20 protein-coding genes are annotated in these 23,342 nt (G+C 57.7%); 11 read left to right on the top strand and 9 right to left on the bottom strand.

Annotated elements, in window-relative coordinates; translation table 11 throughout:
• Positions 1-3 precede the first annotated feature (3 nt).
• Both mprF and AC2FLO_RS10550 read right to left on the bottom strand, forming a co-directional pair.
• Complete coding sequence (mprF, locus tag AC2FLO_RS10555) at positions 4-2,613, bottom strand: bifunctional lysylphosphatidylglycerol flippase/synthetase MprF (RefSeq protein WP_496752858.1); 2,610 nt, start codon at positions 2,611-2,613, stop codon at positions 4-6.
• Between the two features lie 113 nt (positions 2,614-2,726).
• Positions 2,727-3,155 (bottom strand): Lrp/AsnC family transcriptional regulator, encoded by a 429-nt coding sequence (locus AC2FLO_RS10550; protein ID WP_496752859.1) that lies wholly within the window; start codon positions 3,153-3,155, stop codon positions 2,727-2,729.
• A gap of 87 nt (positions 3,156-3,242) precedes the next feature.
• Between AC2FLO_RS10550 and rocF the strand changes: the two genes are divergently transcribed.
• Together rocF and ocd are read left to right on the top strand one after the other, a co-directional pair.
• Positions 3,243-4,163 (top strand): arginase, encoded by a 921-nt coding sequence (gene rocF / locus AC2FLO_RS10545; protein WP_496752860.1) that lies wholly within the window; start codon positions 3,243-3,245, stop codon positions 4,161-4,163.
• A complete protein-coding gene (gene ocd / locus AC2FLO_RS10540; protein WP_496811674.1) occupies positions 4,163-5,206 on the top strand; it encodes an ornithine cyclodeaminase in 1,044 nt (347 codons plus the stop codon). Before rocF ends, ocd begins: the two co-directional genes overlap by 1 nt.
• 139 nt (positions 5,207-5,345) lie before the next feature.
• Here ocd and AC2FLO_RS10535 read toward each other — a convergent pair whose 3' ends face one another.
• From AC2FLO_RS10535 to AC2FLO_RS10525, 3 genes are read right to left on the bottom strand one after another with little or no spacing between them, the layout of a single operon-like run.
• Positions 5,346-6,749, bottom strand: a complete 1,404-nt coding sequence (locus AC2FLO_RS10535; RefSeq protein ID WP_480583830.1) for a TRAP transporter large permease — start codon at positions 6,747-6,749, stop codon at positions 5,346-5,348.
• A gap of 3 nt (positions 6,750-6,752) precedes the next feature.
• Positions 6,753-7,382, bottom strand: a complete 630-nt coding sequence (locus AC2FLO_RS10530; protein WP_480583827.1) for a TRAP transporter small permease — start codon at positions 7,380-7,382, stop codon at positions 6,753-6,755.
• 56 nt (positions 7,383-7,438) lie between these two features.
• On the bottom strand, positions 7,439-8,455 hold the full coding sequence (locus AC2FLO_RS10525; RefSeq protein ID WP_480583824.1) for a C4-dicarboxylate TRAP transporter substrate-binding protein: 1,017 nt from the start codon (positions 8,453-8,455) through the stop codon (positions 7,439-7,441).
• Between the two features lie 430 nt (positions 8,456-8,885).
• Between AC2FLO_RS10525 and acs the strand changes: the two genes are divergently transcribed.
• The 8 genes from acs (at position 8,886) to AC2FLO_RS10485 (ending at position 18,290) form a co-directional block, all read left to right on the top strand.
• Positions 8,886-10,850 (top strand): acetate--CoA ligase, encoded by a 1,965-nt coding sequence (gene acs, locus AC2FLO_RS10520; RefSeq protein WP_496752862.1) that lies wholly within the window; start codon positions 8,886-8,888, stop codon positions 10,848-10,850.
• A 7-nt stretch (positions 10,851-10,857) separates the two neighbouring features.
• Positions 10,858-11,541 carry an adenylate kinase gene (locus AC2FLO_RS10515; protein ID WP_496752863.1) on the top strand — a complete coding sequence of 228 codons (684 nt, stop codon included), beginning with the start codon at positions 10,858-10,860 and terminating at the stop codon, positions 11,539-11,541.
• A gap of 180 nt (positions 11,542-11,721) precedes the next feature.
• A complete protein-coding gene (locus tag AC2FLO_RS10510) occupies positions 11,722-12,006 on the top strand; it encodes a DUF4212 domain-containing protein (RefSeq protein WP_209504901.1) in 285 nt (94 codons plus the stop codon).
• Positions 12,007-12,021: 15 nt separating this feature from the next.
• Positions 12,022-13,806 carry a sodium:solute symporter family protein gene (locus AC2FLO_RS10505; protein WP_480583816.1) on the top strand — a complete coding sequence of 595 codons (1,785 nt, stop codon included), beginning with the start codon at positions 12,022-12,024 and terminating at the stop codon, positions 13,804-13,806.
• A 108-nt stretch (positions 13,807-13,914) separates the two neighbouring features.
• Positions 13,915-15,738, top strand: coding sequence for a DUF294 nucleotidyltransferase-like domain-containing protein (locus AC2FLO_RS10500; RefSeq protein WP_496752864.1), 1,824 nt, complete (start codon positions 13,915-13,917; stop codon positions 15,736-15,738).
• A gap of 27 nt (positions 15,739-15,765) precedes the next feature.
• Positions 15,766-16,284, top strand: a complete 519-nt coding sequence (locus tag AC2FLO_RS10495; RefSeq protein ID WP_267364034.1) for a hypothetical protein — start codon at positions 15,766-15,768, stop codon at positions 16,282-16,284.
• Between the two features lie 2 nt (positions 16,285-16,286).
• The gene (locus tag AC2FLO_RS10490; protein WP_496752865.1) at positions 16,287-17,699 is read left to right on the top strand and encodes a 3'-5' exonuclease; all 1,413 of its coding nucleotides are present in this window, start codon (positions 16,287-16,289) and stop codon (positions 17,697-17,699) included.
• Positions 17,700-17,789: 90 nt separating this feature from the next.
• A complete protein-coding gene (locus tag AC2FLO_RS10485) occupies positions 17,790-18,290 on the top strand; it encodes a flavin reductase family protein (RefSeq protein ID WP_480481309.1) in 501 nt (166 codons plus the stop codon).
• Here the strand turns inward: AC2FLO_RS10485 and AC2FLO_RS10480 are convergent.
• The 3 genes from AC2FLO_RS10480 to AC2FLO_RS10470 are packed head-to-tail and all read right to left on the bottom strand — an operon-like array spanning position 18,287 to position 20,519.
• Positions 18,287-18,766 carry a DUF6505 family protein gene (locus tag AC2FLO_RS10480; protein WP_496752866.1) on the bottom strand — a complete coding sequence of 160 codons (480 nt, stop codon included), beginning with the start codon at positions 18,764-18,766 and terminating at the stop codon, positions 18,287-18,289. The two genes, AC2FLO_RS10485 and AC2FLO_RS10480, sit on opposite strands and share 4 nt — an antisense overlap.
• Positions 18,763-19,461: a biotin/lipoate--protein ligase family protein gene (locus AC2FLO_RS10475; protein ID WP_496752867.1), complete on the bottom strand. Its 699-nt coding sequence runs from the start codon at positions 19,459-19,461 to the stop codon at positions 18,763-18,765. Before AC2FLO_RS10475 ends, AC2FLO_RS10480 begins: the two co-directional genes overlap by 4 nt.
• Positions 19,458-20,519 carry an Mrp/NBP35 family ATP-binding protein gene (locus AC2FLO_RS10470; RefSeq protein WP_480583804.1) on the bottom strand — a complete coding sequence of 354 codons (1,062 nt, stop codon included), beginning with the start codon at positions 20,517-20,519 and terminating at the stop codon, positions 19,458-19,460. Before AC2FLO_RS10470 ends, AC2FLO_RS10475 begins: the two co-directional genes overlap by 4 nt.
• A gap of 132 nt (positions 20,520-20,651) precedes the next feature.
• On the opposite strand from AC2FLO_RS10470, the gene AC2FLO_RS10465 reads away from it, so the two are divergent.
• Positions 20,652-21,380, top strand: coding sequence for a hypothetical protein (locus tag AC2FLO_RS10465; RefSeq protein ID WP_480583801.1), 729 nt, complete (start codon positions 20,652-20,654; stop codon positions 21,378-21,380).
• Here the strand turns inward: AC2FLO_RS10465 and AC2FLO_RS10460 are convergent.
• Positions 21,374-23,326 (bottom strand): 4Fe-4S binding protein, encoded by a 1,953-nt coding sequence (locus AC2FLO_RS10460; protein WP_496752868.1) that lies wholly within the window; start codon positions 23,324-23,326, stop codon positions 21,374-21,376. The two genes, AC2FLO_RS10465 and AC2FLO_RS10460, sit on opposite strands and share 7 nt — an antisense overlap.
• Positions 23,327-23,342 lie beyond the last annotated feature (16 nt).

Here is a 23,342-nt window from a genome sequence, read left to right as displayed (position 1 = left end):
GTGCTACTTGGTTAACCCGCGCAACCCGCCCGAGATCAGGATATTAACCTCATAGAGGATGCGGGGCGCGGCCAGCCCGCCGGGGCTGGCCAGATAGTTCGGGCTCCATTCCGGATCGAACTTCTGCTTGAACGCACGGAGGCCCTCAAAATGGTAGAACTGTTCGCCATGTTCGTAAACGAACCCACCGATGCGGTTCCAAAGCGAAGCAAGCTGACGGTTTTCGATCCCTGAAAACGGTGCCGCACCCAGTGAAAACCAGTGAAACCCCTGCTGCGCCCCCCAATCCATCATGTCGGCGAAAAGAGCGTCCATGACGAAACTTGGGCTATCGGGTTCATAACGCATGAGGTCCAGTGACAGCTCGGACTTGTTCCCTCCTTGGAACAGATTGGCAAAGGCCATGATCTTGCCGGTGTTGCCATCACGCAGGATCGCATGATCGAAATAGGACAGGTATTGATTATCAAATCCCCCCAGTGCAAAGCCCTTTTCCGCACCGGCCTTTTGCGCAAGCCAGCGGTCTGAAATCCCACGCAAATCTGACAACAGAGGCCTCAGTTCTTCCTTCGGAATGATCTCGAACACATATCCTTCGCGTTCAGCACGGTTCTTGGCCTGCCGGAACCGCTTGCGCGACTTTCCGTCCAGCGAGAAATCGTGCAATGACACCCGCGCAACCTCGCCAATCTTCAGGATCGACAGTCCAAGATCCAGAAAAGTCGGCAGATATTTGGTCGAGACACTGTAGAACGCACAGAGTTTACCTTCACGATCCGCCATTTCCCGAAGCTGCCAAATCAGTTGCTGCCCGGCCCTGTCGTCACCAACCGGTTCTCCTTTTGAAATCAGCGCATTGCCCGTGTCTGCGTAGGCCATAAACGCGGTCTCATCCGGTGAAACCAGGAATTGCTTGTCACCGGTAAGCGAGATTTGCGACTCCGTATCCTCACTCTCCATCACCAGCCGCTCGACAACCTCTGGGATTTCAACCCGCTGTGGTGTCGGAATCTCACGCCCGAACAGAGAGTTCACGGCAACAATGCCCACGATCACGGCCACAACAAGGCTAGACCGCAGAAAGCGCGAGGCGTCACCGTTCCAGGCAAACTGCCACCACAGATCGTTTTGGTATTCGACATGCGAATATGCAAACAGCCCGATCCAGAAAATCACTGCCAGCAGAACCACGACACTGATCAACCATGGGATGTTCAGCCGAAATATCGACGCACCACTGACCCGGTAGAACGCGCCACGAAACATAGCCAGCAGCCCAATCGTTCCCAGCATCGAAAACGCCTCGTGGATGTCGAGCCCCTTTGCAAGCGACGCAAAGAACCCCACACCCATCAACACCATCGCAACGACCCATGCCCGGTAGAGCTTGCGGAACAACCCGCGCGACACCAGCAATAGCAACACCCCAACGACACTGCCTGCAAGATGCGAAGCCTCGACAAACGAAAGCGGCAGCATATCTTTCAGCGTGCTGAGCTTTTGCGCCCCCGCTGGCAGCGCGCCCGACACCAGCAAGATTACCCCGGCCACCGCGGCAACCCCGGCCGCTACCATCGGAACCATGGGACGGATCACGCGATAGACCCAGATGGCGGCACCGCCGATCATGTGTCTTTGCGTCAAGGCAGATGCAACGGCAATGGAAAGGCTGGCGACTGCAAATGGTAGAAAAGTGTAAACCACCCGGTAAAGCAGCAACGCAGCAATCACATCCGAACGGCCTGACGCCCCCAGACCGGCAATCAATGTCGCCTCAAACACGCCGATTCCACCCGGCGCATGGCTCAGGATTCCAACGGCAATGGCGGCGATATAGATCGTGAAGAAATACGGGTACCCGACACCCAGATCATCCGGCATCAGTACGTAAAGCGCCATGGATGCGCCAAACAGGTCCCCAATGGCAGCCAACGTCAGCAGGCCCGCCAGTTTCCCTCCGGGCAGATCGAAACCGACGCCCGCAACAGCCAACCGCCGGCCACCGCTGGACAGCCAAATGAACATCGCGACAAATGCAGCCAGCAAGCACAATCCTATGGTGGTTTCGACCGTTTCGCTGACGGGCATCACCTTGGATATTCCATCCGGGTGCAGGGTCAGCAACAAACCCAAAATCAGGATCAGACCCATCCAGAACGCCACCCACGAGGTCGCGATTACGCCAGCCACCCGGCCAAGGTCCAAGCCAAGCGACGCGTATATCCGATACCGGATCGCGGTTCCCGTGATGTAGGAAAACCCAAGGCAGTTCGACACCGCGTATCCGCTGGCTCCGGCCATCCCCGCCACAGGTAACGGCACCTTGCCATCTGCCACGCTCTGTACCGCGAACACATCATAGAGCGACAGCGACAAAAAGCTGAACGCTGTCCAGCACATCGCAAAAAACATCAATTTCCATGATGTCGCCGAAATATCGGTCTGGACATCCGACCATTTCACATGGGCCGACAGATCGTGCAAAACCGAAAGGGCAATCCCGGTAATAACGACCGGTATCGCGATGCGCAGCCAGGGTTTTTCCAGCAGATCAGCAAGTCGTTCGGCCCACTGTCCGGCCAAAGGTTCGTCACCATTTTCAGATGTGGTCATGCCGCAAGCCTTCCGGAAATACTGAACCCTTAGTCAGCAAGCGGCCTACCTAAGGGTAAGTCGCACCCTGTCTACTCACAAACTCTGGCACAAGTCGCATTCATCTCAAAGCACTAGAGCCGCCCCTTGCGTGTTGACAGCAGCAGGTTCGTTTCCGAACGTGTAACGCCGTCGATCCTGCGAATATGAAACAGAACCTCGTCCAGTTCGACCAGAGTTTCAGTACTGATTTCGGCAATCAAATCCCAACTGCCGTTGGTCGAATGGACCGCCGTGACCTGCCGCATGGCTCCGATCCGGGACATCACGCGCTCGGTGCCGCGCCCCTCGATTTCCAGCATCATCAGCCCACGTACCGGGCTTTGCGCCAGATCCCGACGCGTCAACACGGTAAAACCAACGATCTCTCCGGATTGCTTGAGCCGTTGCAAACGGCTGCGCACCGTAGTGCGGGTCACACCAAGCGTTTCCGACAGCTCTGACAGGCTGGCGCGCGCGTCACGCTGCAATGCGCCCAGCAGACGACTATCCAATTCGTCCATATTACCTTCTCATTAAGGAGTTTCATGATCCATTTTGAGCATTTTGTGCTCTTCACGCAAGACACAGTGACGGCCTAAATGAACCACATGGAACGCAAAAACATCATTTTAGTCGGCGCGCCGATGGACGCCGGAAAACGGCGTCAGGGTTGCCGAATGGGTCCTGATGCATATCGCGTGGCTGGGCTGGATCAGGCCTTGGCCGATCTTGGTCACTCCGTTTGCGATTGGGGCGACGTGCAACCTGAAAAAACGGACCTGCCCGAGCATCCGCACCTGTTCGCGCTGCCCGAATGCGTCGGATGGACGCAAGCGCTGAGCATGACCGCACTGACAGCAGCTAAACAGGGCATTCCAATCTTCATGGGCGGCGATCACGCATTGTCCATGGGAACCGTGACCGGGATGGCCGCCTATGCTGCTAAGGTCGACCGCCCACTGTTCGTTCTGTGGCTGGATGCCCATAGTGACTTTCACACCCCCGACAGCTCAGACAGCGGCAACCTGCATGGCACACCTGTCGCCTATTTCACAGGAAGGTCGGGATTCGAGGCGCTTCCGCCCTTACCCGCTGTCGTCCCAACCGATCGAGTCGGCATGATCGGCCTGCGCTCTGTCGACCCGGCGGAACGTTTGGCGCTGGAACAGGACCGCGCCATGCTGGCCGACATGCGCAGCATTGACGAACATGGGATCAAGGCGCCGTTGCTGGCGTTCCTGGATCGCGTGAAAGCCGAAAACGCTCTTCTCCACGTCTCGTTGGATGTTGATTTCCTGGATCCGGCCATAGCCCCTGCCGTCGGCACCACTGTTCCCGGCGGTGCGACCGAGCGCGAGGCTCATCTGGTCATGGAACTGCTGCATGAAAGCGGACTGGTCAGTTCGCTGGATCTTGTCGAACTGAACCCGTTCCTGGATGAACGTGGCCGCACCGCAAAACTGATGGTCGATCTGGCCGCCTCACTTATGGGCCGTCGCATCTTTGACCGCCCCACCCGGAGTTTCTGATGACCCAACCTTCTGAAAAGGCGCTCGTGCCTTTTGTGTCCGTCGACAACATGATGCGGCTGATTCACCACATAGGTGTCGAACAGATGATCGTACAGATCGCCGATCAGATGGAATCCGATTTCAAACGGTGGGAAAGCTTTGACAAGACCCCGCGCATTCCGGCGCATTCTCCCCACGGTGTGATTGAACTGATGCCCACCTCGGATGGGGAGGCATATGGGTTCAAATACGTGAACGGCCATCCCAAAAACACCTCCGAGGGTCTGCAAACAGTGACCGCATTCGGATTGCTGGCGGATGTTTACACTGGGTACCCCACCCTTCTGACCGAAATGACCATGCTGACGGCGTTGCGCACGGCGGCAACGTCTGCTCTGGTCGGGCGCTATCTTGCCCCAAAGAATGCCACCACCATGGCCATGATCGGCAATGGGGCGCAGTCCGAGTTTCAATGCCTCGCTTTCAAGGCAATGTGCGGGATCGACACTGTCCGGCTTTACGATACCGATCCCGGTGCAACAGCGAAATGCACCGCAAACCTGCAAGGCAGAGGCCTGACGGTCATCCCATGCAAGACACCGGAAGACGCTATTGAAGGCGCTCAGATCATCACCACCTGCACGGCCGACAAGAAATATGCCACCATACTCACCGACAACATGGTCGGCCCCGGCGTCCACATCAACGCCATCGGTGGCGATTGTCCCGGCAAGACTGAATTGCATCGGGATATCCTGCTGCGCTCGGACATCTTTGTCGAATACCCCGAGCAAACCCGGATCGAGGGCGAGATTCAAGCGCTGGATGCTGATCATCCCGTGACCGAGATGTGGCAGGTTATGACCGGAGCTGCCAAAGGGCGCACAGACGACCGCCAAATCACCCTGTTCGACAGTGTTGGCTTCGCGATCGAAGATTTCTCAGCCCTACGCTATGTCAAGCAGGCGATCAAAGGCACTGCATTCTTTGAGCCACTGGACATGTTGGCCGACCCGGACGATCCGCGCGACCTGTTCGGAATGCTGATGCGGGCCGGTTAGGCGCGCCTAAGGGGGCTCTGCCCCCGCCACCCGTGCCGGGCGCCTCCCCCGGGATATTTATTGGCCAGATGAAGCAGGGGATCCGTTCTTCATCTGGCTCTAAATATCCCGGAGCGCGAGGCAGAGCCTCGCATCCTACCTACCCCGCAAGAGATGGCAGGTAGAGTACAATACCAGGAAATGCCACAAGCATTGCTATGGTCAGGGCGTCGGCCACGAAGAAGGGTGTCACACCCCTGAAGACATCCTGAACACTCAAATCCGGGCGCACCCCGGCGACGACAAAGCAATTCAACCCAATCGGCGGCGTAATCAGGCAAAACTCGGCCATCTTGACGACCAGAATTCCAAACCAAATCGCGCACATCGGCCCGGACATGCCAAACGCACTGTCTGCAGCACTGACCGTTTCACCACCGTTCAGCGCCATGACCGCCGGATAAACAACAGGCAAGGTCAAAAGAAGCATTCCTATCGCATCCATGAACATGCCAAGCACCGCGTAAGCCAGCAGAATGCAGATCAGGATCATCATGGGTGACATTTCAAGGCTGGTTATCCAGTCTGAAAAGGCGCCGGGAAGATCTGCGAACCCTAGAAACCGCACATAGATCAGAACGCCCCAGATGATCGAAAAGATCATTGCGGTAAGCTTGGCCGTCTCCAGCAGCGCGGATTTGAACTCGCTCCAACGCATCCCGTGAAACAGGGCGAAGCAGAAGACAATGAAAGCGCCGATTGCGCCGCCTTCCGTCGGCGTGCCCCACGCTTTTTCACCAAATGGGTTATAGACAAAGCAGATGATGATCAGGATGACGGCGACAATAGGAATGGCTCCGGGAAGGGCCGAAAAGCGCTGTTTCCATGTAAAGCCTGTGACCGGGGGACCGACGGATTTGAAAATCACGGCGATCCCGACAATCAGCACGGCATAGATGATCGCGGAAAACGCACCCGGAATGAACCCCGCCAAAAGTAGCTTCCCGACATCCTGCTCGACGATGATCGCGTAGATCACCAGAATGGCCGATGGTGGGATCAACGAGGCCAGCGTTCCTCCGGCGGCCACCACACCGGCAGCAAAGCGTTTGTTGTAGCCGACCTTCAGCATTTCCGGGATCGCGATACGGGCGAAGACGGCAGAGGTGGCAACCGAGGCACCCGAAACCGCGGCGAAACCGGCGGTGGCGAATACGGTTGAAACCGCCAACCCTCCGGGGACCCATGCGACCCAGCGTTTGGCAGCTTCAAACAACGCCCGCGTGAGACCTGCGTAATAAGCCAGATACCCGATCAGGATAAAGGTCGGGATCAGGCTAAGAGTATGAGAGGCAACTTTGGAATGCGGCACTTGCCCGGCGGTTTTGACCGCAACAGTCAGCGCTTTACCGAACCGCGCCGGATCATACCCAAACTTGGCCCAAAAAATCCAAACAAGTCCAATTAGCCCGGCCAAGCCCGCAGCAAAGGCCACGCGCATGCCGACCACGACAAAGATCAGAAGCCCGCCCGTGACCCAGAGGCCAATTTCAATCGTGTCCATAAATCAGTCCTGCCCTTCGAACTGTTCGGCCTCAGCCGCTGCTTGTGCTGCCGCGTCCTGTATCAACGGAACGGCGACCGGAGCTTCCAATCCCAGCCATAGTGCGCGGCCATATCCCCAGACCTGCAAGGCAAGCCGCAGACACAGAACGGAAAACGCGATGGGGGCCAGTAGTTTCGCGGGCCACAACGGAATTCCGATATCAATGGAACTGTCCCGGCTCCAAAATGGTGCGCCCAAATCAAAGGATCGGTCGAAGTGAGACCAGCTGCCCCAAACTAGCGCAAGCATCAGAAGCAGGATCAAAACCACCGAGACCAGTTCGAAAAGCCACAACCATCTGCCGTGAAGGCGTGACAAAACGATGTCCATGCGGATGTGGCCACCGTCGCGTTGAACATAAGAAATGCCAAGAAATGCGATCAATGGCATCGCCTGTTCGATCCAGTCAACATAACCTGGCAATGGGGCATTCAGGGCATTGCGCCCACTGACCGAGATAACGGCCAGGACCATCAGGCCAAATACTGCCAAACCACTGATGAGCGCGAGAAAACGCTCCAGTTTCAACAACTGCTGATCCAGCTGGCTCAGACGGCTTCCGTCCACCAGCACTGTGGCCTGTCCTGCCATTCCAGTGTTCCCCAATATTGGTGTACCGGGTGCCTGGCAGGCACCCGGGTTCAGGATCAGTTGCCGCCGCGCTGTTGCGTCAGCGTCATCTGCACGAGATCATAAAGATCCTGCGCTGGCAGCCCCTGTGCCGTCATGTCCGCGATCCACTTTTCACGGATCGGATCGGCTGCCTTGGTGCGGAACTCCGCGATCACGGCATCGTCGATCATGACTTTCTGCACACCCTTTTCTTGCAGAACGCTGTCCCATTGTTCGAGCAATCCGCCATAATTCGCGAGGTAGTGTGCGATGGCTTCATCAATCGAGCTATCCAGCGCCTCGCGATGCGCGGCTGGCAGAGCCTCGTAGGCGTCAATGTTGACCACGACCGGGCAGTTTACCGTTCCGGGGTTCAGGTTTGCCGTCCACCAGTCGGCTTCGTTGATTGTCCCGAAAGACAGATGTGCGTGCTGGGCAAAGGCCACGGTGTCGACGACACCGGATTCCATGGCATTGAATGCCTCGGTTGCCGGGACCGAAGTCGGAACACCTCCGACCGCCTCGAAGGCTTGCCCCAAACCGCCAGTTGCACGGACCCGCATTCCGTCAAAATCAGCCAGTTCATCGCGCGGCTCGCCAGTGCCGACCAGATTATACTGCGGCATCGGTGAGGTCATGATGATGCGGGCGTTCCATTGCGCCATCTCATCCTTGACTGCGGGGTGGTCATAAACCGCATGACTGACCGCCACCTCCTCCTGCAGGTTGTTCACGCCGAGAAAAGGCAGCTCCAGAACGGTAATCGCGCGGTTTTTGTCGCGGTGGTAACCTGCACAGAACTGAGCCATCTCGAAGGCGCCGATTTCAATGCCGTCCAGATTTTCGCGCGGCTTGGACAACCCGCCATAGCTGACATTGATGGTGAATTCACCACCGGTTTTTTCGCTAACAAGTTCGGCCAGTTTTTCAACATGTTCGGTGAAGGCTCGACGCTTGCCCCAGACCGATGCGTTCCACTCAGTAGCAAAAGCTTCACCGACAAAGGCAAAGCTCAGGGCGGCGACAGCGGCGCCGCTCAACATCTTTTTCATCATTTGATCTCCCATTGATGCGCCTCCTCCCGAGGCGCTTGAGGATCAAGCTAGCGCCAACATTCTACTGTGCCAACCCTGCCTTGGTTTTCCGCTGGTATCAGAAGCAGTTCCCGCTTGGATTGCGCATGTAGAAAAACCCGACATTCGTGGACTGACACCTACTTGTGTTAGGAACTGCAAGTAGGACACGTGTTACACCTATCCATATATTTTAAATGGATTTTTACGGAATTAGTGCGTTTTCTTTACTAGATATGGTCGTAGTTAGAAATTTCTTTACAAATAAATTCAGGGATTCCGGCAATTTATTTATTTATTTTCAGAACTCGGTAATATTCGAACTCGGGGAGGAACGGGATCGACATTGCCGGACCAAGTGGCAAAAAATGTCCCAACGCAATCCAGTCCAGAGGGAGGAGCCTCAAAAATGACCACCGCTGCCCAGGCAGATGCCAAGACCTATCCGCCATCCGCAGAAACCGTCGCCCGTGCGCATGTTGATGCCGAAAAATATGCCGACATGTACGCCGCTTCGATCAGTGACCCCGACGCATTCTGGGGCGAGCAAGGCAAGCGCGTTGACTGGATCAAACCCTTCACCCAGGTCAAAGACGTTAACTACGATTTCGGTTCGGTTAGAATAAACTGGTATGCTGATGGCACCTTGAATGTCTCGGCCAACTGTCTGGATCGCCACCTGAAAACCCGCGGTGATCAAACGGCAATCATCTGGGAACCGGACGATCCAAATGACCCGGCTCAGCATATCTCTTACGCGGAACTGCACCGCCGCACCTGCCGCATGGCAAACATCCTAGAATCTTTGGGTGTGCGCAAAGGCGACCGCGTCGTCATTTATCTGCCGATGATCCCCGAGGCCGCTTATGCCATGTTGGCCTGTGCGCGGATCGGCGCGATTCACTCTATTGTTTTTGCGGGCTTCTCGCCGGACGCGCTGGCTGCCCGGATCAATGGCTGTGACGCCAAGGTTGTGATCACCGCGGACGAGGCTCCGCGTGGTGGGCGTAAAACGCCGCTGAAATCCAATGCCGACGCGGCGCTGCTGCACTGCAAGGATACGGTCAAGTGCCTTGTCGTCAAACGGACCGGTGGCCAGACCACCTGGATCGACGGTCGTGACTTTGACTACAACGAAATGGCCCTTGAGGCGGACGACTACTGCGCGCCTGCCGAAATGAGCGCCGAAGATCCGTTGTTCATTCTCTACACCTCTGGCTCAACCGGTCAGCCAAAAGGCGTTGTTCACACAACCGGCGGCTATCTGGTTTACGCCGCAATGACGCATGAGATCACCTTCGATTATCACGAAGGCGACGTGTATTGGTGTACTGCGGATGTGGGCTGGGTGACCGGCCACAGCTATATCGTCTATGGCCCCCTGGCCAATGGTGCGACCACGCTGATGTTTGAAGGCGTTCCAACTTTCCCCGACGCGTCGCGCTTCTGGCAGGTTTGCGAAAAACACAAGGTGAACCAGTTCTACACCGCGCCCACAGCGATCCGCGCCCTGATGGGTCAGGGCAAAGAGTTTGTCGAGAAATGCGACCTCAGCGATCTGCGCACTCTGGGAACCGTGGGTGAGCCGATCAACCCCGAAGCCTGGAACTGGTACAACGAAGTGGTCGGCAAGGGCAAATGTCCCATCGTGGATACATGGTGGCAGACGGAAACCGGCGGTCACCTGATGACCCCCCTGCCCGGCGCCCATGCAATGAAGCCCGGATCGGCAATGAAGCCGTTCTTTGGCATCGAACCAGTGGTGTTGGATCCGCAGTCCGGCGTCGAGATCGAAGGCAATGGTGTCGAGGGTGTGCTCTGTATCAAAGACAGCTGGCCCGGCCAGATGCGCACCGTCTGGGGTGATCATGAGCGGTTCGAAAAGACCTATTTCTCGGATTACAAGGGCTACTACTTCACTGGTGATGGCTGCCGTCGCGATGAGGATGGCGACTACTGGATTACCGGGCGCGTGGACGATGTGATCAACGTGTCCGGCCACCGCATGGGAACGGCCGAGGTGGAAAGCGCACTGGTAGCACACGCCGCCGTCGCAGAAGCCGCTGTTGTCGGATATCCTCATGAAATCAAGGGGCAAGGCATCTATTGCTATGTCACTTTGATGAATGACCGTGAACCAAGCGAAGAGCTCCGCAAGGAGTTGCGCACCTGGGTCCGGACCGAGATCGGACCGATCGCCAGCCCCGATGTGATCCAGTGGGCCCCGGGCCTGCCCAAAACACGCTCGGGCAAGATCATGCGTCGCATCCTGCGCAAGATTGCCGAAAACGATTTCGGTTCGCTGGGTGACACTTCGACACTGGCCGACCCGTCGGTGGTCGAAGACCTGATCGAAAACCGCGCGGGCAAGTGAGGATGTGATGGACACTGCTACGATCACCACACCCGCAGTACTTATCCTTCTCGGCCCTCCGGGCGCCGGGAAGGGCACGCAGGCCCGGATGCTGGAAGAGAAATTCGGACTTGTTCAACTCAGCACGGGTGACCTGCTGCGCGAAGCCGTTGCCGCAGGCACCGACGCAGGAAAAGCCGCCAAAGCCGTGATGGAAGCCGGTGATCTGGTCAGTGACGAGATCGTCATTGCGATCCTGCGCGACCGTATGGCGCAACCGGATTGCGCCGAGGGTGTCATTCTGGATGGGTTCCCCCGCACAACGGTTCAGGCCGAGGCACTGGACGGTCTGCTTGCGTCCAATGACCAGAAGATCAACGCAGCAATCAGCCTGGAAGTGGAAGATGCCGAAATGGTGATCCGTATCTCGGGCCGCTACACCTGCGCGGGCTGCGGTGAAGGGTACCACGACCAGTTTAAGAAGCCTGCCGAAGACGGTAAGTGCGACAAGTGCGGCAGCACCGAATTCAAGCGCCGCGCGGATGACAACGCTGAAACCGTGGCTTCGCGTCTGGCAGCTTATCATGCGCAGACCGCGCCGCTGATCACCTATTACGACGGTCACGGTGTTCTGAAACGCATCAATGCCATGGGCAGGATCGAGGATATCGCGGGCGATCTCGAAGGGATCGTCAGCGACGTGGTGAGTTAAGGGGAGGAGATAAGCCGCAAGGCTTTGATCCTAAAAAGAATACTTCAAAAGACCGCTTTGGCGGACTTGTGGAGTTTTGCCTGACACCACACGGTGCTGGGCATTGTCGAGAAGCGGACCGACGCACTGGAGGAGTTGGGCACCGGGCCGCCAAACGAGGAAGCGAAGGAGGAACCCGCAATGGCGGATCAATCTACAAACTCCGCGCAGGCAGCCGAAGCCGATAAGGGCTATTGGCAGGCCAACCTGCGCCTCATCTACATCAGCCTCGTGATCTGGGCGCTGGTGTCATTTGGATTCGGCATCCTGCTGCGTCCGCTGCTGTCGGGCATCGCCGTCGGTGGTACTGATCTGGGCTTTTGGTTCGCTCAGCAAGGATCGATCCTGGTCTTTCTGGTGCTGATCTTCAACTACGCCTGGCGCATGAACAAGCTGGACGCCGAACACGGCGTGGATGAAGAGTAAGGGAGAGCGGGGATAATGGATCAGTTTACCATCAACCTGCTGTTTGTCGGCGCATCCTTTGCGCTGTACATCGGCATCGCGATCTGGGCCCGCGCGGGTTCCACATCAGAGTTCTACGCCGCCGGTCGCGGCGTGCACCCGGTCACCAACGGTATGGCGACAGCGGCAGACTGGATGTCTGCGGCCTCGTTCATCTCGATGGCGGGCCTGATTGCCTTTACCGGCTATGACAACTCGACCTTCTTGATGGGATGGACGGGTGGCTACGTGCTGTTGGCCCTGCTGCTTGCGCCTTACCTGCGGAAGTTCGGCAAGTTCACCGTATCGGAGTTCATCGGCGACCGCTTCTACAGCCAGACAGCACGCATCGTTGCGGTGATCTGTCTGATTGTTGCATCGGTGACCTACGTTATCGGTCAGATGACCGGTGTTGGGGTTGCCTTTGGCCGCTTCTTGGAAGTGTCGAACACCACCGGGCTGTTGATCGGTGCAGGCGTTGTGTTTGCCTATGCGGTGTTCGGAGGGATGAAGGGCGTGACCTATACACAGGTCGCTCAGTACTGCGTGCTGATCACCGCCTACACCATCCCTGCCATCTTTATCTCGCTACAGCTGACCGGCACTCCGATTCCGGCGCTGGGTCTGTTTGGCGACACCGCAAGCGGCGTACCGCTGCTGACCAAGCTGGATGGCATCGTGTCCGAACTTGGTTTCGCGGAATACACAGCGCACCACTCGGACACACTGAATATGGTGCTGTTCACGTTGTCGCTGATGATCGGTACTGCCGGTCTGCCCCACGTCATCATGCGGTTTTTCACTGTTCCCAAAGTCGCTGACGCACGCTGGTCTGCTGGTTGGGCGCTGGTCTTTATCGCTCTTCTGTACCTGACTGCTCCGGCCGTAGGTGCGATGGCTCGTCTCAACATCACCGAAATGATGTGGCCCAATGGCGGCATCGAAGGTGGTGCCGTTACAGTCGAACAGATCGACAACGATGCACGGTACGACTGGATGGCCACATGGCAAAAAACCGGTCTGCTGGATTGGGAAGACAAGAACGGCGACGGCAAGATTCAGTACTACAACGACAAGTCTGAATCGATGCAGGCTATTGCGGAAGAAAAAGGCTGGGTCGGTAACGAACTGACCAAGTTCAACCGTGACATCCTGGTTCTGGCCAACCCCGAGATTGCGAACCTTCCAGGTTGGGTGATCGGTCTGGTCGCTGCAGGCGGTCTTGCAGCTGCTCTGTCGACAGCTGCTGGTCTGCTGCTAGCGATTTCGTCGGCCGTGTCCCACGACTTGATCAAGGGCGCGATCAACCCGCAAATCTCGGAAAAAGGCGAACTGATGTCAGCCCGTGTCGCGATGGCCGTAGCCATTATGGTTGCAACCTATCTGGGCCTGAACCCTCCGGGTTTTGCGGCGCAGACTGTTGCTCTCGCGTTCGGCTTGGCAGCAGCATCGATCTTCCCGGCATTGATGATGGGGATCTTCTCGACCCGCATCAACAACACCGGTGCGGTCGCGGGTATGCTGGCGGGTCTGGTCGTTACACTGGTCTACATCTTCCTGCATAAGGGCTGGCTGTTCATTCCGGACACCAACTCGTTCACCGATGCCGACCCGCTGCTGGGTACGATCAAGTCAACCTCGTTCGGTGCAATCGGTGCCATGGTCAACTTCGCTGTCGCCTATGTTGTGGCTGGCATGACCAAGGAAACTCCTCAGGAGATCAAGGAACTGGTCGAAAGCGTTCGCATTCCCCGTGGTGCGGGTGCAGCTCAGAACAAGTGAGCATGATGCGGTCGTTGGCACTTGCCTTCGACCGCGTCTTTCGATCCACTACTCCCGCCCGGCATACCACTGGGCGGGATTTTTTCACCAGAACACCGGAGACATCAGATGCCCCTGTCCCACGATGAAATCGCCCGGTTTCTGAAATCCGTTCATCCCTATGACGCGTTACCGGCTGATGCCCTGGATCAGATCGTAAAACAGATCGAGGTCTGGGAAGTCGAGGAAGACACCTCGGTCTATGAACTGGGTCATGCGCTTCCCGGTGTGTTCGTGATCTATGAAGGACAGGTTGAAATCACCGATGAGAATGGTGCCGTTGTCTCTCAACTGGGTTTGCGCAATTCTTTTGGAGAGCGCGGGCTGCTGAAAGACGGCAAGGCAGCCACCAAGGCGCGTGCGCACACTCCGTCGGTCCTGATTGTTTTGCCACCGGATCTGGTGCGCGAATTGATCGACGGTCACGATGTGGTCGCCAAGTTCTTCAACCGCACACGCGGCGACAGAAGTGGCCCGCAAAGCCTTGCGACCAGTTCCATTGATATTCTGATGGCACATAACCCGGCCACCTGCCCCGCGGATACGCCTGTTCAGAAAGCGGCGCAGATCATGCGCGACAAGCACATCTCGTCGCTGTGCATCACGGACGGCGACACGTTGCAGGGCATCGCAACGCTGCGGGATATCTCGGGCAAATACGTTGCGGACGGACTACCTCCGTCCACGCCAATTTCCGAGATCATGACCGCGAACCCCGTCACCCTGTCACCCGGCGACATCGGTTCCGACGTTCTGCACATCATGATGGAACGCAGCATCGGCCACGTCCCGATTTCCGAGGGCGGTCGGCTGGTCGGTATCGTCACACAAACCGACCTGACACATTATCAGGCCGTGAACTCGGCCGAACTGGTGCGACGCATCGCCCAGGCAAATACCGCCGAAGATATGGCGCGGGTAACGGCGGAAATCCCACAGCTGCTGGTGCAACTGGTTGCAGGCGGGAACCGGCACGAAATCGTCACGCGCCTAATCACCGATATTGCTGACACGGTTACCCGGCGCCTTCTGGCCCTTGCTGAACAGAAACTGGGCCCGCCCCCTGTGCCGTATCTGTGGCTGGCCTGCGGCTCGCAAGGTCGGCAGGAGCAGACAGGCGTGTCGGATCAGGACAACTGCCTGATGCTGGATGACGGCGTGACCGATGCGGATATGGAGTACTTTGCAAAGCTGGCCAAGTTTGTGTCGGACGGGCTGGATACCTGTGGCTATTTCTATTGCCCCGGCGACATGATGGCGACCAATCCGCGCTGGTGTCAGCCGGTGCGTGTCTGGCGCGACTATTTCAAGGGATGGATCGCCAAACCGAACCCCGAAGCGCAGATGCTGGCCTCGGTCATGTTTGACTTGCGTCCGATTGGCGGCGCGTTCGACCTGTTCGCCGACCTGCAGGCCGACACATTGGCGGCGGCCAGGTCCAATTCGATCTTCGTCGCACATATGATCTCGAACTCGTTGAAACACACCCCGCCGCTGGGGTTGCTGCGTGGGTTTGCAACCATCCGGTCGGGCGAACACCGCAATACGCTGGATCTGAAACACAATGGAGTTGTTCCGGTCGTGGATCTGGCACGAATCTACGCCTTGCAAGGCGAACTGCCCGAGGCCAATACCCGAGCCCGCCTTAAAGCGGCTGAGGCCAATGGCGTTCTCAGCGCGTCGGGCGCACGCGATTTACTGGACGCCTATGATCTGATCGCTGAAACCCGGCTTGAACACCAGGTCCAGCTGGTTAAATCGGGCAAGAAACCAGACAACTATCTGCCACCTTCCGATCTTTCGGACTTTGAGCGAAGTCATCTTCGTGACGCCTTCGTTGTGGTAAAAACGATGCAATCGGCGGTCGGCCACGGCAAGGGAATGCTGGGCTGACACGCATCTGAAGAACGGAGTGACACGATGTTTCTGGAATTGATCGGCACTGTTTTTGCGGGCTTCGCATTTGCGGGCATCGTACTTGTGCTGAACAAGCTGACCGGAGGGCGGTTGCCAAAATGGGTTACTCCGGTCGCGGCGGGTTTGGGGATGATCGCTGTGACAATTTCCAGCGAGTATTCCTGGTATGACCGCACGCGCGAACAGCTTCCCGAGGAAATGGCAATCGTACAAGAGGTTGAAAGCCGCGCCCTCTACCGCCCGTGGACCTACGCCATGCCCTTCGTCGACCGCTTTGCCGCAATCGACACCGTGTCGGTGCGTACAAACGAAAACGTGCCAGATCAACGGCTTGTCGATCTTTACTTCTTCGGCCGCTGGGCCCCGGTTTCAAAACTGCCCGTAGCCGTAAACTGTGCCGAGAATCGTCGCGCCAACCTTGCAGACGGCGCTGAGTTTTCTGATGACGGACGTCTGCTGAATGCAGACTGGATATCTGCCGGGCCTGCCGACCCCATCATCGACGCCACCTGCGGGGTTTGACTATGCTCACAGGGTTAAGCCTGAGGCTCAGGATATTTCTGTTTTTCTGTCTGCTCGCGCTCGGCGGGATATCAATCAGTTCCGCCGCCCTGTGGATCACCTATGCCCGGGCAGCGCAACCTGACCTGTTTGATGACTTCATCTTTGCCGAGGTTCTGATCGGGTTTGGATTGCTGGCTTTGATCGCCGGTATCTGGCTGTTGTTTGACGACAATGTCGCCAAACCGATAGAACGGCTTTCAGCGCAACTGCGGGCCCGCGCTCATGCCGGTGTCAGCACCGATCTGGACATGCAAGCCGCGCGATACCTGGGCGATCTGGCCCCAGCAGCGGCCGGCCTGGCCGAGCAACTTGCCGCGAATGCCATGCACACAGCCGAGGCGGTGGCCGCCGAAACCGCTCATCTGGCGGCGGAAAAACAGCGCCTTACTGCCCTTTTGACCGAAATTCCGGTCGCCATGTTGCTGGCCAGTCCGAAACACCAGATCGTTTTGTATGATGGTCAGGCAGCCGAGGTGCTGGCCCAGATCGCGCATCCCCGCCTGAACGCCTCGCTCTTCGAATACATCGAATCGACGGGGCTGACGGACGCGTATGGAAAGTTGTGCAAATCAGGTAAGGATGTTTTCTGCACCCTGACCAGCGTGGACGGCCGACAAACCTATTCGGCCCGAATGAAGCCACTGGGTGACGCACCCGGTTACATGCTGGTGTTCGAAGACAGCGTTGCCCGTATGTCGCCAGATGAGGCCCGCCCGCTAGTCTATGATTTCGAGTTGCTGGACACGCCGGGTGACGGTGCGTTCGAAAACCGCTCTTTGCTGGATCTGTGTTTTGTGGTCTTTGACACGGAAACAACCGGTTTGCTGCCGCACAAGGATGAGATCGTTCAAATCGGCGCGGTCCGCGTTGTGAAAGGCAAGATCGTTGCGGGCGAGCATCTGGACATGCTTGTTGATCCGGGCATTCCGATCCCTGCTGCCTCGACCCGCGTGCACAAGATCAGTGATCGCATGGTTCAGGGCGCGCCGGATATCGTCAAAGCCGGGCGTGTGTTTCACCAATTCTCACGCGATGCGGTGATCGTAGCCCATAACGCCCCGTTCGACATGGCGTTCCTGCGCCGCCATGCCAAGCGTATGGAAGTCGAATGGGATCATCCGATACTCGACACTGTGCTGCTGTCGGCTGTTTTGTTCGGCGCAAGCGATACACATACACTGGACGCGCTGTGCGAACGGCTGGACATCTCAATCCCCGAGGCGCTGCGCCATACGGCATTGGGCGACGCGGTGGCAACGGCCGAGGCGCTGGTCAAGATGCTGCCCATTCTGCAAGCGCGCGGGCTGAACACCTTTGGCGAAGTCATTGTCCAGACCCGCAAACACGGACGTCTTCTGGAAGACCTGAATTAACATCGAAATTTGCAAACGCCGTTCAGCTTTTCGTGGACAATCCGGGCCACGCATGGCACCTGATGCGCGGCCAAGGAACACGCGCGCGATATGACGGAAAAGATTTTCACACCGACCCCGGATCAAAGCCACGCCTTTCGTGAGGCGCTGGGATGTTTCGGAACAGGCGTCACCGTGATAACTGCGCAAACCGATGACGGCCCACGTGCAATCACCGTAAACTCGTTTGCGTCGGTGTCCCTGGACCCGCCGCTGGTGCTGTGGTGCCTGGCCAGAGAGTCAAACCGCTTCGACACTTTCAGCACCTGCACGCATTACTCGATCCACGTCATGGCTCAGGATCAACAGGATCAGGCGCTAAGATTTGCCCGCGACGGTGTCGATTTCACCCATGCCGAGTGGACCACGGACGAGGCTGATCGCCCGCAGCTGGCCAATTGCCTGGCACGGTTTGACTGCCGTTTGCATGCCCGGCACGAGGCTGGAGATCATCTCATCATTGTCGGTCATGTGGATCAGGTCATGTACCGCACCGGCAAGGGTCTGATCTTCAAGCGCGGTCAGTTCGGCGGGTTTGTCGACCCTTTCTAGTCGTCCAGCGACCCATGCACCGCCAGAACCTCCAGCTGTGCGTCTTGCGGAGTGATCACACGAAAGGCTTCGTGCACTCCTGTCTCAGACAATTCTCTGGCGACGGTCAGCAGCGTGTTGGCGGCATGGTCTTCACACAGCTCTGACATGTGATCGATTTCGCTCTGTGCCACGCTCAATGCCGCTTCGACCGAGGGCGCTCCGTAATACTGCACGAAATGTTCTGCCAGATTGCGGATGATCTGATCCCTTTCAGCGGCTTCGATCTGGGTTACCGCCACAAACGTCACTCGGCCAAAGGTTTCCAGCCCAAGCCAGCCATTCGCAAAAGCCTGACGCGCCTTACCTTCCAGATCCGCGCCGCTCCAATTCGAAAACTCGAACCCGCCCGAAACGCACCATTCGCCCGTACGTGCCGGAGAATGGAACACGTTCATGTCGCTTTCATCGAAATGGATCGCGCGGGCCAGTTTCATCGTCCGTTCTCCAATAGTTCCGTCAGCGGGCGCAGGCGGGTGTTGACCCCGTCGCGGATCAGCATTCCAAACCGCTCATCCGTGCCAAGGAATACACCGCCATCAACCAGTGGCTCACCTACGCCACGCAGCAGGCCCATCCATTCGGCATGCAGGGGCGCGTTGCCATCCTCCTGCCAGCGGTTGAGCCAAGTCAGCATATGGCGTGACCAGCTTTCGACCAGTTGCGTGGCCGAAACCTCGGCACAACCTTCATCATAAAGGGCTGTGACATCCGGCGTTTCGCCGGGCGCGCTGCTGGTTTGCATCAATGCGAGCTCCCAGCCGACAATCAGCCAATCCGGTTCTTCTTCCGCGTTTCCCCCGGAGGCCGAAACGCGGAACACACCGCATTTCGCACCATTCACGCAAATCAGACCGTCCCACCCCAGATGCACTGCCACTTCAGGCGGGGCCAGAGCGCCCAGCGCATTCTGAAACCCAATAGCACAAAGCGGCAGCATCGCCATCGCGTCCCGAAGCGGCACCTCGGGCGCGAAAACGATCGCGACACGCAGGTAATCGGCCTGAATGTTATAAACAACCGCCCCCGCATCGCAGCCCAAAGCCGCCATAGCCTGGGCGCGTTCAAACGGGTCTTCCCCACCCTGAACCGGGTGACCCGTCAAAAAAGGGGGAAAGACCGGTTGGCTCATGCGGTGCCTTTGGCGATCATGTCGCGGGCGATCTTGCGGAAAGCCTCAGCCTGAGGGCTGTCTGGTTTGCTGACCACAATTGGCGCGCCACCGTCTGCGGCGACACGAATGTCCAGATGTAACGGGATTTCACCCAGCAGCGGCACGCCCATCGCCTCGGCCTCGGACTTGACACCACCATGACCAAAGACGTGTTCTTCGTGCCCACAGTTCGAACAGATATGCGTGGACATGTTTTCGATCATCCCAACGATAGGCGTCTTGAGCTGATTGAACATATCGATTCCCTTGCGGGCATCAATCAGCGCCACGTCCTGCGGCGTCGAGACGACAATAGCGCCGTCCACCTTGAATTTCTGGCTCAGCGTCAGTTGCACGTCGCCGGTACCCGGCGGCAGGTCGACGATCAGCACGTCCAAGGCACCCCATTGCACCTGGCTCATCATCTGTTGCAGCGCCCCCATCAGCATCGGCCCGCGCCAGACAACGGCCTGCCCTTCATTGGTCATCAACCCCATCGACATCATGGTGACGCCGTGGTTGCGCAGCGGCAGGATAGTCTTGCCATCGGGGCTGGCCGGACGGCCCGAGACACCCAACATCCGAGGCTGCGACGGCCCATAAACATCCGCGTCCAGCAGACCCACGCGCCGCCCTTCTGCGGCCAGCGCACAGGCCAGATTGGCCGACACGGTGGATTTGCCCACCCCCCCTTTGCCAGAAGCAACCGCGATGATCCGGTCGACACCGGGAACGGCCTGCGGTCCAGTTTGCGAGGGCTTGGGTTTCGGCTTCAGATCCGGCGGCGCCTTGTCGGAATGAGCAGTCATCAGGGCCGATACATTTACGACGCCCTCAACCATCTGTGCGGCCTTTTCAGCTGTTGCGCGCACAGGTTCCATCTTTTCGGCATGCTTCGGGTCGATCTCAAGGACAAAGCGAACCGAATCGCCCTCGACATTCAGCGCACGCACGATGCCCGCACTGACAATGTCCTGACCTGAAACCGGATCGGTGATCTTTTTCAGGTTCGCCAGAACCGCGTCACGAACACTCATGCTGTTCTCTCCTTGGTATGCCCCGCCGACAGGGGCGTGCGTGTCGACATGTATTGGTCGCCGCTCATTGCATGTGTCTCCGTCTCTTTCTGTTCATTTGACGCGTAACAGCCTTCATAGTTAGGCTAAACCATGCGCCTTGTCTTGTTGTGCCTGAGCCTGACGCTCACCGCCACCCCCTCCTTGTCGCAGGAGGCGATTGGCCTTGCGGCCCCGGTAGAGGTTAACGACTCCGGTCTGTTGCAACATATCCTTCCTCGCTTCTCTCTCAAGACCGGGATACGCGTTGTCGCAGATGATGCCGGTGCCATGGTGCTGGTAACCGAACCACCCGGCGATCCTGTCTTTGCCCGTGGTGGCGTGGTTTATCACCTGCGGATCGAAGGCGATGATCGTCAAATCCGGTTTCGCGACTGGCTGCAATCAGAGATCGGCAAGCGCACTGTCGAAAGCTTTCCTCCTGTGGTGGGTGAACCGTTCAGCGCCAGCTTTGATCCCAAGGTCACCCAGTCGGACGATACCCTGGACGGCAACACCGTGTTGGGCGAAGAACTGTCGATGACCCATTGTGGTCGATGTCATGTGATTGGCCCCCGCAATCGGATGAACGGGCTTGGCTCGACCCCCTCTTTCGCCGTCCTGCGCGCGATGCCGGATTGGTCGGAACGGTTCGAAGCGTTCTTTGCCCTCAATCCCCACCCCGCATTTACGCAGATCGACGGGTTGACACCGCCCTTTGATCCCGAGCGCCCATCCCCAATTCACCCGGTCAAGATGACGTTGGACGATCTTGAAGCCATCCTGGCGTTTGTTTCGCGCATAGACGCCGCTGATCTGGGCGCGCCGCTAAAGCTTCAGTGATCCTTTCTATCCGAATAGTAATCCTCGGTGGTAACGACCCGAGGCTTGGGTTTTGACTGGAACGGATTGTCCTGCTGCTGGAAATGAGCATTCACTCGGCAATTGTCGCACATCTGGATCATCCGTGCCTGATCCGACGTGGCAAACATCGGGTGCGTGCCCGAAAGCTTTTCCATGATCCGTTCAACGGTTGATTTCACCCCGAACAAAGCCCCGCATTCGATGCAAGCAAACGGTTCCTCCTCGTTCAGGACCTGCTGAGACAGGGCAGCATCGCTCAGATCCAGTTGCGGCACCAAGGTGATCGCGTCTTCGGGGCAGATCGTCTTGCACATTCCGCATTGCAGGCACGCATCCTGCTGAAAGTTCAACTGGGGCTTGTCAGGGTTATCCATCAAAGCCCCGGACGGGCACAGCGACACGCAACTTAGACAGAGCGTGCAACTGTCTGTATTCACAGCAACGGCACCGTAAGGCGCACCTTCAGGCAATGGCAGCGGGGCTTTGGCCTGCGGATTCAGGGCCTGTGCTGCCAACCGTGCGATTTGTCGGCGGTTGCCAAGTGGCAACACCGGATCTGCCAACGGTTCGGGAACTTTCTGAGCATACAGCAAGTCTGCCATCGCGTCAGGGTCCACCTCCTCGATCAGCCCGATCCCATCCGAACCAGTTATGGCACGTGCCAGTTCAATTTCGCGATCCAGCGCATCCTGTTCGGTCGTCGGGGCCAGCAACACATCCACACGCGCAAATCCATGTGCCAGCGCGGCCAGCATTTCCGAATGGCCGAACCCGGATATCACTTTCAATTCCAGCGGGATAACATCCGCAGGCAATCCCCGGCCGAACCTTGCTGTAAGCCTTATCATTTCGGCACCGTAGGCGTCGTGCACAAGCAACCGGGGTGCGATACCGCCTGCCCTTCGGTACGTGCGTGCCAGAATATGCATCCGTGACAGCAAGGCCGAAACAGGTGGATCTTCATAGGTTATCGCCGTCGACGGGCAGACCGCCGCGCATTCGCCACACCCAGCGCAGACCATTGGATCAATCGCCACATGCTCGCCCGAGGGTGTGATTGCACCGGTTGGGCAGATATCCAGACAGTTTGAGCACCCAACCTGTTCCGCCCGCGAATGGGCGCAAAGTGTTTCCTCCAGTCGCACGTACAGTGGTTTTTCGAATGTTCCGACCAGTTGGGCGGCTTCAAAAGCCAAAAGTTCTACAGACACCGCATCCTTGGGATCAGCCCTCAGGTACCCCTCGCGCTTGGCCGGAGCCTGCACAAAGGGCGTGCCCCCCGTCAGGTCAACGATGATATCGCAGGCCGATTGCGCCCCATCTCTTGGTTCCGTCCAATTGAAAGCACCCCTGCCTGCGGGAACCACTTGCTGCACATTGTCCAGACGCAAGGAAAACCCACCCAGAGCACCCGAAACAGACCGCAATTGTCCCCGAATGGCGTCGAAGGCCCGAGAGTCTGGCTCAGCCTGATCCGTGACCAGAACGGTTACAGCCAGTGTTCGGGCCAACCTTTCCGCCAGTCCAAAGGCAACGGTACCAGGACCAATGATGAAACACGTGCCTTCGCTGATAACATCAACGCTGGGCGTCACCGGTTGCGGCAGGAACGCTTCGGCAGCTAAGGCAGCCATTTTGGCCGTCGCATCTGCGCCCTGATCGGACCAACCGGCACGATCCCGCAGGTCGACAAAGCCGGGGATTTCGATATTCATATCTTCGGCAAGCGACCGGAATACCTCTTGTTCCTGCAGACAGGCGATGACGGTATCGCCCTCTTGCATCAAGGCCGCAGCGGATTGCAGTTCCTTTGAGCAAAGCGCAGTATGCACCTTTGAACATGCAATCCCGCAGGCGCTTTCGATCCTGTCCGGATCCAGCGCCTGAGTTCCTGCGCAATTGCAGAGCAATAGTTTCGTGCCCATGTCCCCTCCCTCGGGA

Source organism: Ruegeria sp. TASC047, assembly GCF_059612445.1.
The sequence above is the reverse complement of the archived record's forward strand: the minus strand, read 5'-3'. Positions and strand labels throughout refer to the sequence as shown.